This window comes from Amycolatopsis sp. cmx-8-4, from assembly GCF_046548675.1.
GTDB lineage: Bacteria > Actinomycetota > Actinomycetes > Mycobacteriales > Pseudonocardiaceae > Amycolatopsis.
In genome coordinates, this window is sequence record NZ_JAEBDZ010000025.1 from 97,874 (window position 1) to 110,414 (window position 12,541).

The following is a 12,541-nucleotide window of genomic DNA, read 5'->3' on the forward strand; positions in this document are numbered from 1 at the left end:
CGTCATGGACCGTCTCGGTTGACCGTGTGAAGCGCCAGCCAGCTCGCTCGATCTCCAGGCCGCGACGACGGCCGGGACCGTGCCCGGACGGACGGCGATGAGATCAGCCGGACCGCCGACAGCCAGGGTGCCTGTGCCGGGCGGGCAGAACGCACCTGCCAGCCTGTCCCCGCTTGACGTCACCCGCCCGGCCGCGCTGCTCAGCCCCGAAAGGGTTACCTACAACGGCCCTCGGGATACATGCATCGCCGACATCGTCAGGCGCTTGATCGACGACGGCCGGTGTGTCACTGGTTGGTTCCGGTCTTCCAAGCGGTCGTAGCCGCCCAAGGAGCAGCGTCCGACCGGACCCGAGGCCCGGCCGGAAAGCCTGCCCGGCGTGAACCGGGACGGCTTCCAGCCGGGCCTCGAACGACATGCTGCCTCAGGCGCGCCGTCGTCGCCCGGCCAGGTACAGCGCGAGCCCGGCGATCAGCAGCAGGCCCGCGAGGCAGAGCTGCCAGCCCACGTCCACGCCGGTGTCCGGTAGCCGGTGCGGCGGCTCACCCGGGCCCGGGCCGGGGCCGGGTTCCGGCGGCAGTACGGGGACCACTGGGACACTGGCGGTCGCCTGGCCGCCCAGAACCGGCTTGCCGCCGGGGCCGGTGCCGGTGGTGGTGGCGACGTTGTCGACCCGGCCCGCCGTCACGTCCGCAGCGGTGATCGTGTGCGGCGCCACGGTGCAGGTCATCGCCTGGCCCGGCGCGAGCACGGCGCCCGGGCAGGTCACGGGGCCGGCGGACGGGTCGTCGACCTTGATCTCGCCGACGGTGGCCGTGCCGGTGTTGGTGACCGTGATCGTCCAGGAGATGCGGTCCCCGGCGCCGATGCGCCCGTCGCCGTTCACGTCCACCGGGTGGGCGGCCTTCGTGATCGCGAGCGCGCCCGCCGCGGTGGCGTGCACGGTCGCGCTCGCGGGCTTCGAGTCGACCGGCTTGCTGCCTTCCGGCGGGGTGCCGGACGCCACGGCGGTGTTGTCGATCGCTCCGGTGTCCACATCGGACTGCGTCACGCGGTAGGTCGCGGTGCAGGTCACCTGCTGCCCCGGTGCCAGCGCGCCGCCCGGGCAGGCAGGCACCGGCGCTTCGCCGCTGCCGGTGAATTGGGTCTCGCGGACCGTCACCGGGTCGAGCGTGACGTTGCCCGTGTTAGTCACCACGAACGTATAGGCGACCTCCTGGCCCGCGGCGGACACCGTTCCCGGCGTGGCCGTCTTGGCCAGCGTCAGCGCGGCGGCCGGCGGGGTCGGCACGACGACCGTGGACGGGTTCGAGGTCGGCGGCTCGGCCTCACCGGGCGGGGTGCCGGTGGCGACGGCGGTGTTCGTCACGTGCCCGGAGTCCACATCGGACTGGGTGAGCACGTAGGTGGCCGTGCAGGCCGCTTGTTCGCCCGGCGCCAGGACGGCCACCGTGGAGCCGCCGCCCGGGCAGGACAGCGGCGAGAGCCCTCCGGTGCCGGAGAACGCCGTCTCCCGCATCGTCACGGCGGTGAGCGTGCGGTTTCCCGTGTTGGTCACCACGAACGAGTAGGTGACCCTCTGCCCCGCACGGAAGTGCCCGTCGTCGGTCGGATCCGCCGACTTCACCAGCGTCAGCCCCGGCTTGCCCGGCACGGTCACCTTCGCCTGCGACGGGCCGGAGGTCACCGGGTCGCCGTGGGGCGGCTTGCCGGTCGCCTCGGCGGTGTTGCTCACCGAGCCGGCGTCCGAGTCGGCCTGGGTGAGGGTGTAGGCGGCGGTGCAGGTGACGGACTGGCCGGGGGCCAGCGTGTCCGACGGGCACGCGATGGCCGGCGCGGTCCCGGTGCCGGTGAACGCGGTTTCGCGCACCACCACCGAGGTGAGCGTGCGATTGCCGGTGTTGGTCACGGCGAACCGGTAGGCGACGGTGTGCCCGGCGCCGTCGACGGTGGCCGGCTCGACCGACTTGACCAGCGTCGGCGCGGCTCCACCGCTCGCCGTGACGACCGCGGTCGCGGGCGGGGCGGTCGCCGGCGGCAGGTCACCGGGCGGGGTGCCGGCCGCGGTCGCGCTGTTGGTGATCCGGCCGGCGTCGAGGTCGGCCTGGGTCACGGTGTAGCCCGCGGTGCAGGTGACGACCTGGCCAGGCGCCAGGACCGGCACCACGGCGGTGCCCGCCGGGCAGGAGAGCGCCGACAGCGTCCCGCTGCCGCTGAACTCCCCTTCGGTGACGGTCACGTCCTTCAGCGTCACGTTCCCGGTGTTGGTCACCACGAACGAGTAGCGCACCGGCTCGCCCGCGGCCGCGGCCGTGGCCGGGTCGGCCGACTTCGCCAGAGCGAGCGCCGCGGAACGCCCGGCAGTCACCTTCGCCGACGAGGGCGCCGAGGTGGTCGGCCCGGTCGCGCGAGGCGCCGTGCCGTGCGCGACGGCGGTGTTCTCGACGGAACCCGCGTCGACGTCCGCCTGCGTGACGCGGTAGATCGCGAGGCACGTCTGGGAAGCCCGGGGCGCGAGCACCACGTCCGGGCAGGAGATCGCAGGGGCGGCGCCGGAGCCGGTGAACCTGGTCTCGTCGACCCCGACCCCGACCCCGCGCAGCGTCACGTCACCGGTGTTGGTCACCGTGAACGTGTAGGTCACGGTCTCGCCCGCGTGCCCGACGGTCGTCGGCTCGGCACTCTTGACCAGCGTGATCGCCGGGTGCGCCGGCGTGGGGACGGACACGCTGGAGGGGTTCGAGGTGATCGGGTCGCGGGAGCCGGGCTGCTTGCCGTGTGCGGTGGCGGTGTTGTCCAGCCGGCCCGAGTCGGCGTCGTCCTGCGTCAGCACGTACGTGGCGGTGCACGTGGTGGCGGCGCCGGGGGCGAGAGTGGTGACGGGGCAGACCGGCGTGGACAGGACGCCGCTGCCGGAGAACGAGGTCTCGTCGACCCCGATCTCGCCCAGCGGCACGTTGCCGGTGTTGGTGAGCAGGAACGAGTAGGTGATCAGCCGTCCGGCGGTGTGGGACTCCGGAGCGTCGGGGGAAGCGGACTTCTTCAGCGTCAGCGCGGGCTTCGGCGTCTCGGTGGGGGTGCGGGTGGACGACGGGTTCGACGTCACCCCGGTGGTCACGCCCGGTGGCCGTCCGGACGCCGTCGCGGTGTTGACCGCGGCGCCGTCCGCCTCGTCCGCCTTGGTGATCGCGTAGGGCACCTGAGCGGTGCAGGTCTGCGACGCACCCGGGGCGAGCGCCGGCCGGGGACAGGTGACCACGCCGGCCTTGGCGTCGGTCACGGCGATGTCGTGCAGCGCCAGCGCGCCGGTGTTGGTGACGGTGAAGGTGTACCCGATCGTGTCACCCGCGTCGGTGATCCCGTTGCCGTTCACGTCCACCGGCGCGGCGGCGTGCTTCACCAGCTGCAGGGTCGCCGCCTTTGCGGTGTTGGTGACCGTGCAGGAGACGAAGTCGCCGATGTCGACGTGCACCCGGGCCGAGCCGCCCGCGTCACCGCTGGGCAGCTTGCTGTCCGCGGCGCCGTTGCGGGTGCAGGACCACGATCTGCCGTAGTTGGACTCCAGGCCCGAGGTGGCCGCCTCGCGCAGGGTGTACTCGCCGCCACGCGCCCCGGCCAGCACGGTGACCTCACCGGTGGTCGCCGACGTGCCGCCCCGTGTGTCGGCCGAGCCGAGCACGGCCCCGCCCGACGACGCGACCGAGACGGCGAACGAGTCACCCGGGAAGCCCCGCACCACCTTCTTGGACACCTGCAGGCTCGAGACCAGCACGCCGAACCCGACCGCCTGTGAGCCGCCGCCCACCATGCGCTGGGTGAACGTGGCCGGGTCCTCCGAGGAGACGATCGCGGTGCCGGTCTTCTTGGCGTTCACGCGGCCGGCGCAGTGGACGGTCCGCGTGCCGATGCCGGTGTAGCCGCCACCGCACGCGTTGCCGATTCCCAGCCCGGAGCTGTCCGCGGTCAGCGACTCGATCGGGGCGGACGAGGTCCATTCGATCGACTCGCCGGCGTCCGTCGACTCGACGTCCGCGCCCACCAGGCCGTAGCCCTTGACCACCGCGCCGCTCGCGTCGGTGGCGACGATGTCGCTCAGCGCGGCGACGGTCGTCGTGCCATTGACGGCCTGGTACAGCGCCGGCTTGCCCGGCACCCCGGTGTAGTGCCCGGAGTTGCCCAGGTAGGCGGCCGAATACGTGGGCAGCGCGTTCGGCGCGACCGAGCCGCCGGACACGGTGAGGGTGACTGCGAGCCGGTAGCCGCCGGGCAGCGCGAACGTCAGCCGCTGGCCCGCCGCGGACGTGGCCTCCGCAGCGCTGTAGCCGGACAGGTCGAACCAGCAGAGCGTCCGGGCGTAGGTGCCGGTGCCCGCGGTGGCGAACCCGCAGCTCTGCGTTTCGGCCGCAGCGCGGGCCACCGGTCCGGGCACGACCACACCCAGCGCGACCAGCACCATGGTCAGGAGCCCGAACACCCCCCGCTGGGACTTCCCAGCGCCGAACACCACACCACTCATCGACTGCGGACCTCCCGACTCAGCTGTCACTGCACGGTCATCGTGCGCAAGCGTGGCCGTTACGGCATCCGCAGAGGTGAGCAATCAGTCCATAGTGGCCGGTCGAGTGAGCGGTCACGGCCAGAAGTCCGCCCGTAGGCCGCGGTGGTCACTGCCGTTCGCCGTCAGCACCGCGTCGCCGGTCGCGATGAGTCCCTGGCCTGCACGTGATCCGGACGGGTGAGCGGGAACGCCACCGGTCATGTGAACCCGAATCCCATCTTGACCTCGGGAACCGCGCCGGTCAGCGCGGCGAACCGGCCATCGGTCGAGACGGTGTCGGGGTCGGGGTTGCCGCCGCGATATCACGGGATGCGGGTTCTCCCCTCGGATTTACCGTCGCCGCCGACGTCCAGGCTGCCGTCCTGGCGATTCCCCAACACTTCGGTTCCCGGCCTACGACCTCGACGGCGAGCCAAGCAAAGGCGCCTGGATCACCGACATGCTCGACTTGGCGAAATGGCAGACCGGCGCACGGGTCATCATCTGCTGGAAACGGCCGAGCACGTCCAGCGGCACCGTCTCCGGTGCCGGCGCGGCAGCCAACCCCGCCCAAACCGCCCGCAGCAGGATCACCGGCGCTACTCACGCCGCCCTCGACCGACACCGGCCGGGCCGGCGCGCCCGACGCGGGATGGCCTACCCCGCGCCGGCGACGGAGGGTCCGGCGGCGCCCCCTCCACCTGCCCGAAGTTCCCCGTGAGCCGCGGCCCGGGTCCTGTTGATCCGCTCACTGGACGGCACTGCCACCGACCACACAGGCAAGGGGCGGTGCCTCCGTGGCGGCTGAGTAACAGAAACGGGCACGTCGCGTAGTGCGGGGAGACGGGCATCGTCGTTGCGTATAGGACGGAGAAGCGCGGGGATCCCCTTGTAGCAGGTAGCACCTGTCCGATTCACTTTTCTTGCTGGGTGACGACTTCTGTCAATCGGGTGATCGCCTTGGCGATCGCCAAGTTGGAGAAGACCACCGCAGCGTCGGTTTTGTTGTACTTCACCGCGTGGATGGCGGCTTCTTCGCATGCTTCAGGCGTTTCGAGCGTAGTGTCTTTCATGCCGGCTCCTCACTTTTTCTGTCTCGCCTATATTGTCTCAAGGTTTCCGCACGCATGCGATCCGCAAGCGTGATCCGTTCAGGGCGACTTGTGCTACGTGCTGCTACCTACACAGGCGGGTTTGCGTTCTAAACTCAATCTTCTCTCTCGATAGTGTGAATTCGTGTGGCCGAGTGTGGACTGGCTGTTGCGAGAGTCACGTGCTCACTGTTGCGGGCCCTCGGTGAGTCGTAGGGCTTCCTCCAGGAGGGTGTCGACGATCCGGTGCTCGGGCACGGTTTTGATCACTTTTCCGCGGACGAAGATCCGTCCTTTGCCGTTGCCTGAGGAAACGCCGAGGTCGGCCTCGCGTGCTTCTCCTGGTCCGTTGACGACGCAGCCCATGACGGCGACACGTAGCGGGGCGGGAAAGCCGTCGAACGCGGCGGCGACCTGGTCGGCGAGGGTGTAGACGTCGACCTGCGCGCGGCCGCAGGAGGGGCATGACACGATTTCCAGCCGGCGGGGTCTGAGCCCGAGTGATTCGAGGATCTGGCTGCCGACTTTGACTTCTTCGACGGGGGGTGCGGACAGGGAGACGCGGATGGTGTCACCGATGCCGTCGGCGAGCAGGATTCCGAAGGCGACGGCGGATTTAATGGTGCCTTGGAACTGCGGGCCCGCTTCGGTGACGCCCAGGTGCAGCGGGTAGTCGCATTGCCGGGCCAGGAGCCGGTAGGCGGCGATCATCACGAGCGGATCGTGGTGTTTGACCGAGATCTTGAGGTCGGTGAAGCCGTGTTCTTCGAAGAGCGAGCATTCCCAGAGGGCGGACTCGACGAGGGCCTGCGGGGTGGCTTTGCCGTACTTGGTCCAGAGCCTCTGGTCGAGGGAGCCGGCGTTGACGCCGATGCGGATCGGGATACCGGCGTCGGTGGCGGCGCGGGCGATGTCGCCGACCTTGTCGTCGAACTTCTTGATGTTGCCGGGGTTGACGCGCACCGCGGCGCAGCCGGCGGCGATGGCGGCGAAGACGTATTTGGGTTGGAAGTGGATGTCGGCGATGACGGGGATCCGGGATTTCTTCGCGATGGCGGGTAGCGCGTCGGCGTCGTCTTGTGACGGCACGGCGACCCGCACGATCTGGCAGCCCGCGGCGGTGAGTTCGGCGATCTGCCGCAGGGTGGAGTCGACGTCGGAGGTCAGGGTGGTGGTCATGGACTGGACCGAGACGGGCGCGTCGCCGCCGACCGGGACGTCGCCGACCATGAGCCGGCGGGAGACCCGGCGGGGCGGGTTCGGGGAGGTGGGCATGCCGAGTTCGACGGTGCTCATGCGGGTGGCTCCCCGGTGGTCGAGGGGGTCGTGTCGTGGTGGGTGCTGGCGAGGTGTTTGAGGATGCTGGTGACGATGCCGTCGACGTGGAGGCCATGGGCGCGCAGGATCTGCTCACGGGGTCCGTGGGGCAGGAATCGTGGCGGCAGCGCGAACGTCGCGGCGCAGGTACCCGCGCCCGCGGCGGCGAGGGCTTGAGCGATCCGGGCGCCGAGCGCACCGGTGGTGGTGGCGTCCTCCACGGTGAGGACCAGGCGATGGGTGGCGGCGAGTTTGAGCAGGGCCGGGTCGAGCGGGGTGAGCCAGCGGGGGTCGACGACCATGACCGGCACATCGTGCTTGGCGAGTTCCGTGGCGGCCGCCACGCAGGCTCCCGCCATCGGCCCGACGGCGATCAGCAGGCCCTTGGCGCCGGGGGCGTCGTGGAGGACGTCATAGCTCCCGGTTCGACGGAGGGCGGGGATGGGTGGCCCGGCGGTGGCCTTGGGATAGCGGAGCGCGGTCGGGCCGTCGGCTATGGCGACCGCCTCGCGCAGCAGCTCCCGTAGGCCGTCGGGGTCACGAGGGGCTGCGAGGCGCAGGCCGGGCACCACCGGCAGGATCGCGGCGTCCCACATGCCGTGGTGGCTCGGTCCGTCGGGACCGGTGACGCCGGCACGGTCCAGGACGAACGTGACGGGCAGCCGGTGCAGTGCGACGTCCATGAGGACTTGGTCGAATGCGCGGCTGAGGAAGGTGGCGTAGATCGCGACGACGGGGTGCAGGCCGCCCAGTGCCATCCCGGCGGCGGAGGTGACCGCGTGCTGTTCGGCGATGCCGACGTCGAAGACCCGGTCCGGGAACCGTGCGGCGAACGTGGTGAGACCCGCCGGGTGGGTCATCGCCGCGGTGACGCACACGATGTCGGGTCGATCGGCGCCGATCTCGGCGATCTCGTCGGCGAACACCGATGTCCAGCTCGGTGCCGCCACCTTCACCGCGAGACCGGTGCTCGAGTCCAGGACACCGACGGCGTGGAAGCAATCGGCCTCGTGGGACTCGGCGAACGGATAGCCTTTGCCTTTGACGGTGACAGCGTGCACGACCACCGGGCGCCCGAGGTCCGCGGCATGGCGCAGGGCGTTCTCCATCGCCTCGAGATCGTGGCCGTCGATCGGCCCGGAATAGGCCAGCCCCAAGGTTTCGAACAGGTTTCCCGTGCCGGGCAGGCGGTGGCGCAGGGCGTGCAGGTGGTTGGCCAGGCTGCCGACGGTGGGCGCGTAGGAACGCCCGTTGTCGTTGAGGACGATGACGATCGGACGCCCGGCGGCGCCGATGTTGTTGAGCGCTTCCCAGCACATGCCACCGGTCAGGGCACCGTCGCCGACGATCGCGACGACCCGCCGGTTCTGGTCGCCGTTCAGCGCGAAGGCCTTCGCCAGCCCGTCCGCATAGGACAGCGCGGTGGAGGCGTGGGAGTTCTCGACGAGGTCATGGGCGGACTCGGTCGCCGAGGGGTAGCCGGACAAGCCGTCGACCTGGCGCAGGGTGTCGAAGTCCCGATGACGGCCGGTCAGGATCTTGTGCACGTAGGCCTGGTGACCGGTATCGAACACCAGCACGTCATGCGGGGAGCGGAAAACGCGGTGCGCGGCGATGGTCAGCTCGACCACGCCGAGGTTCGGGCCGAGGTGCCCGCCGCTGCGGGTGACCTTGTCGACGAGGAAACCGCGGATCTCGCGAGCAAGATCCGGCAGGACCGATGGCGGAAGCTCCCGCAGGTCGGCGGGGTAACTGATCTGCTGCAAGGTGGAGGTGTTCGGGGTGGACGGCATGGCGGCCTCACAGGGCAAGGTGGGCACAGCGGAAGAGTGCTGGGTTGGTCAGTGGTCGCGGTGAGTGACCAGCTTCGCCAGCGAGGCCAGTTCCGCCCCGGCGGGCTCGGCGGTTCCCGCGGTGTGAAGTTCGCGCAGTGCCTGGGTCAGCTGGTCGTCGGCCTGGTTCTTGGTCCACGACCGTCCGCCGGCTTCTTCGATCAGCTCAGCGGCGTGCTGCAGGTCGGATTCCGAGAACGGCTGGTCACGGTGATAGAGCGCGGACAGCTCACGGCCGGCGGTGGTGTCCGAGGTCAGGGCGGCCACCACGGGCAACGATTTTTTGCGGCTGTCCAGATCCGAATGGACCGGTTTACCCGTTACGGCCGGATCGCCCCAGATCCCGAGCAGGTCGTCGACCAGCTGGAACGCCATGCCCAGATGGTGGCCGAACGCACGCAACGCCGCGACCTGCCGCGGGGACCCGTCGCCGAACAACGCGCCCAGAGCGCAGGAACCGCTGATCAGCGCGGCAGTCTTGCCCTCGGCCATCGCGAGGCACTCGGTCACGCCGACGTCGGCACGAGACTCGAACTCGACGTCCGCGCTCTGGCCGTCCAGCAGGTTCAGCACCGCGGTGTTCAGGATCCGCGCGCCCTCGGCGGCGGCCGGGTGGTCGCTGGTGGCGAGCACGTCGAAGGCCAGGGACAGCAGCGCGTCGCCGGCCAGGATGGCGGGGTTGACGCCGAACATGCTCCAGGCCGTGGTGCGCCGACGCCGGGTGACGTCCCCGTCGAGGACGTCGTCGTGCAGCAGGGAGTGGTTGTGAACCAGCTCGACCGCGACCGCGGCAGGTGCCGCGGCATCGGGGTCACCGGTCACGGCTTGCGCGCACAGCAGCGTCAGTGCGGGCCGGATGGCCTTGCCTCCGGCGATTTCGGAGGGCCGGCCGTGTTCGTCCCACCAGCCGAGGTGGTATCCGCTGATGCGTCGCATCGAGGCGGGCAACGTGTCGACCGACGCGTGAAGCAGGGGATCGAGCACCCTGCGCCCCCAGGCCAGGACATCGCTCACCGGCCGGGCCTGTGGTCTGACCCCAGCAGTGACCATGAGCCACTCCTTCTCACACCATTCGGCGCTTCTCAGCACCACCGACATCGGTCACACTCAGTAGGAACCCGAGCACGGTCCGCCGGAAGCCTTGTGCTCAGGGAAGTTGTTTAACGTTCGGAGGTGTTAAGCACGGGCCGGAGCCGGCCCGTACGCGACGGGGAGGGGAAACATGGCTGGACCACGACGGGTGCCCAACGACCAGCTTCGGGTGTTGCTGGCAGAAGCCGATTGGACCGGGCACGCCTTCGCCCGGCAGGTCAACGTGCTGGGCGCGGAGGCGGGGCTGGCCCTGCGTTATCAGCGGGCCTCGGTCACCCAGTGGATCTCCGGCATGCGCCCGCGCCCGCCTGTCCCGGAACTGGCGGCCGAAGCGCTCTCCCGCCGGCTCGGACGTCTGGTCACAGTCCGGGAAACAGGACTGGACACCCAGAACACCTCACCGTCGATGCTCGCCCAGCAGCCGTGGTGGAGTGACGACCTGGCGGAACGCCTGCGAGAACTGCGTGCCAGCACAGGTACCCATCGGCAGGACAGGGCGGGCGGTGTCTACAGCGCGGCCGCCCTGACGCTGCCCGCCTGGGACGACCTGGTCAGCTGGATGTCCACGGGGAAGCTCGTCCACGGGGAGCAGAGAGCCCGGATCGGACGGCCCGAGTTGTCGTCGGCCAAGAGCATGGTGGCACTGTTCTCCGACGCCGACCTGGTCTTCGGCGGTGGGCAGCTACGTACGGCGCTGGCCGCCTACCTCGATTCGACCATCGCGCCCTGGCTACGCGCCGCCACCAGCCCGGGGGTGCGACGGGAGCTGCTGATCACCGCGGCTCGGCTGTGCTACTTGTGCGGGTTCATGTGCTTCGACGACGAACTGCACGGCGCGGCCCAGCGTTACTACCTCAGCAGTCTCCGGTTGAGCGCCGAGGCCGGCGAGCCCGGCGGCTACGCGGTCACGTTACGTGCCTTGAGTGTCCAGGCCCGCCTGCTCGGGCACGTGCGGCAGGCGGTGCACCTGGCCGAGGCGGCTGTGGAATCGGCCTCGGCCCGCGTTCCCGCGAAGACCAGCGCGTTCCTGTTCGGGCAGCTGGCTGTCGCGCACGCCGCCGCGGGAAGCCGCCACGACGCGACCACCTCTCTGCGGACCGCCGAAGCCCATCTCGCCCACGATGACGGCTCCGCGCGACCGGTCGGCGCCTATCACCGATCAGCGCTGGATCACCAGCACGCCGCGGTGTCGGCGTGCCTGGGGCAGCGCCGGGGCGCGATCGCCGCCCTGCACCACTCCATCCAGCACCGCCCGGCCTCCGAACGGCGTTCCCGGGCGATCACCCTGGCCAGGCTCGCCGAGCTCCAGCTCGCCGACGGCCACCTCGAACAAGCCTGCGGCACCTGGTCGCTGTTCCTGGACGACTACCCCCATCTGAGGTCCGGGCGCGCCGACACCGCGATGGCCACCTTGCGTGCACGGCTGCGCCCCCACCAGCGTGTCGGCGCGGCACGGACGCTGCTCGGACAGGCCACCCGGCTGACAACCGCTCGAAACGCCTGACCTCGTTCCCCGCAGACCTTGCCCCACCCGGACCGGACCTCCGCTGGGTTCTGTGGGCGTTTAACAACACCGAACGCTTAACACCTCCACCCATTCCTCCGGGTTCCCTGTCGTCTGTGCCGGAGCGCCTACTGGACCCGGCACGCCAAAACGACCAACCGGAGGGCCGATCCCATGGCGGTGGGCGGGAACACCTCGTGTGAGGCAAGCAGGCCGAAACGTCTGCTGCTGGCCGGTCCCCGCGGCTCCTGCGCGGGTGTCGACCGAGCGGTGGCGACGGTGGAACGGGCTCTGCTCGACCACGGTGCGCCTGTCTACGTCCGTAAGGAGATCGTCCACAACACGCACGTCGTACAGACGCTGGCCGACCGTGGAGTGATCTTCGTCGAGGAGACCGACGAAGTCCCCGAAGGCGCGCTCGTCGTGTTCTCCGCCCACGGCGTGGCTCCCGCGGTGCACGAGCAGGCGGCAGCACGCAACCTGCGCACGATCGACGCGACCTGTCCCCTGGTCACGAAAGTCCACCGCGAAGCCGTGCGCTTCGACCGGGACGGCTGCGACATCCTGCTGATCGGTCACGACGGCCACGAAGAAGTCGAGGGAACTCTCGGCGAGGCCCCTGACCGGATCCAGCTCGTCGACACCGCCGCCGATGCCGACCGGGTCGAGGTCCGCGACCCGGCCAAGGTCGTCTGGCTCTCACAGACCACGCTGTCGGTGGACGAGGTGATGGAGCGGGTGAACCGGCTGCGCGAGCGGTTTCCGCTACTACAGGATCCGCCCAGCGACGACATCTGCTACGCCACCCAGAACCGCCAGGTCGCGGTCAAGGCGATGGCCCCGCACTGCGACCTCGTGCTGGTGGTCGGTTCGGGCAACTCGTCCAACTCGCTGCGCCTGGTCGAGATCGCCCTGCAGTCCGGCGCGACGGCGGCCCACCTGGTCGACCACGCCCGCGACGTCGACGAGGCCTGGCTTGACGGCGCCGCCACGATCGGTGTCACCAGCGGCGCGTCCGTACCGGAAATCCTGGTCACGCAACTGCTCGAAACCCTGGCCGACCGTGGCTGGTCCAACGTCGAGAACCTCACCGTGGCCGTGGAGACCCAGGTCTTCTCGCTGCCCAAGAACAACTCACGCCACTCCTAGTGTCGCCGACCCGGACGTA

Annotated in this window: 8 protein-coding genes; 2 read left to right on the plus strand and 6 right to left on the minus strand. The window is 70.3% G+C overall.

All coding sequences use genetic code 11. The features are described from left to right. Positions 1 to 424: 424 nt before the first annotated feature. The 6 genes from ACLJQZ_RS37610 to ACLJQZ_RS37635 form a co-directional block, all read right to left on the minus strand. The gene (locus ACLJQZ_RS37610; RefSeq protein ID WP_410625131.1) at positions 425 to 4,516 is read right to left on the minus strand and encodes an LPXTG cell wall anchor domain-containing protein; all 4,092 of its coding nucleotides are present in this window, start codon (positions 4,514 to 4,516) and stop codon (positions 425 to 427) included. Positions 4,517 to 4,951: 435 nt separating this feature from the next. After that, positions 4,952 to 5,131: a hypothetical protein gene (locus ACLJQZ_RS37615; RefSeq protein WP_410625132.1), complete on the minus strand. Its 180-nt coding sequence runs from the start codon at positions 5,129 to 5,131 to the stop codon at positions 4,952 to 4,954. 320 nt (positions 5,132 to 5,451) lie between these two features. After that, positions 5,452 to 5,610 carry a hypothetical protein gene (locus ACLJQZ_RS37620; protein WP_410625134.1) on the minus strand — a complete coding sequence of 53 codons (159 nt, stop codon included), beginning with the start codon at positions 5,608 to 5,610 and terminating at the stop codon, positions 5,452 to 5,454. A gap of 204 nt (positions 5,611 to 5,814) precedes the next feature. Continuing rightward, positions 5,815 to 6,924 (minus strand): flavodoxin-dependent (E)-4-hydroxy-3-methylbut-2-enyl-diphosphate synthase, encoded by a 1,110-nt coding sequence (gene ispG / locus ACLJQZ_RS37625; RefSeq protein ID WP_410625136.1) that lies wholly within the window; start codon positions 6,922 to 6,924, stop codon positions 5,815 to 5,817. Continuing rightward, a complete protein-coding gene (locus ACLJQZ_RS37630) occupies positions 6,921 to 8,738 on the minus strand; it encodes a 1-deoxy-D-xylulose-5-phosphate synthase (protein WP_410625169.1) in 1,818 nt (605 codons plus the stop codon). The genes ispG and ACLJQZ_RS37630 overlap by 4 nt, the downstream gene beginning before the upstream one ends. A 48-nt stretch (positions 8,739 to 8,786) precedes the next feature. Continuing rightward, a complete protein-coding gene (locus ACLJQZ_RS37635; RefSeq protein ID WP_410625137.1) occupies positions 8,787 to 9,827 on the minus strand; it encodes a family 2 encapsulin nanocompartment cargo protein polyprenyl transferase in 1,041 nt (346 codons plus the stop codon). Between the two features lie 172 nt (positions 9,828 to 9,999). Between ACLJQZ_RS37635 and ACLJQZ_RS37640 the strand changes: the two genes are divergently transcribed. Together ACLJQZ_RS37640 and ACLJQZ_RS37645 are read left to right on the plus strand one after the other, a co-directional pair. Further along, a complete protein-coding gene (locus ACLJQZ_RS37640; protein ID WP_410625139.1) occupies positions 10,000 to 11,373 on the plus strand; it encodes a hypothetical protein in 1,374 nt (457 codons plus the stop codon). Between the two features lie 174 nt (positions 11,374 to 11,547). Then, entirely contained in the window at positions 11,548 to 12,522 is a 975-nt protein-coding gene (locus ACLJQZ_RS37645) for a 4-hydroxy-3-methylbut-2-enyl diphosphate reductase (RefSeq protein WP_410625141.1), read from the plus strand. Positions 12,523 to 12,541 lie beyond the last annotated feature (19 nt).

Bases quoted from the DNA above. Each gene is read 5' to 3' on its own strand.
- ACLJQZ_RS37610 (WP_410625131.1), bottom strand. From the start codon at position 4,516: ATGAGTGGTGTGGTGTTCGGCGCTGGGAAGTCCCAGCGGGGGGTGTTC.
- ACLJQZ_RS37620 (WP_410625134.1), bottom strand. From the start codon at position 5,610: ATGAAAGACACTACGCTCGAAACGCCTGAAGCATGCGAAGAAGCCGCC.
- ispG (WP_410625136.1), bottom strand. From the start codon at position 6,924: ATGAGCACCGTCGAACTCGGCATGCCCACCTCCCCGAACCCGCCCCGC.
- ACLJQZ_RS37630 (WP_410625169.1), bottom strand. From the start codon at position 8,738: ATGCCGTCCACCCCGAACACCTCCACCTTGCAGCAGATCAGTTACCCC.
- ACLJQZ_RS37635 (WP_410625137.1), bottom strand. From the start codon at position 9,827: ATGGTCACTGCTGGGGTCAGACCACAGGCCCGGCCGGTGAGCGATGTC.
- ACLJQZ_RS37640 (WP_410625139.1), top strand. From the start codon at position 10,000: ATGGCTGGACCACGACGGGTGCCCAACGACCAGCTTCGGGTGTTGCTG.
- ACLJQZ_RS37645 (WP_410625141.1), top strand. From the start codon at position 11,548: ATGGCGGTGGGCGGGAACACCTCGTGTGAGGCAAGCAGGCCGAAACGT.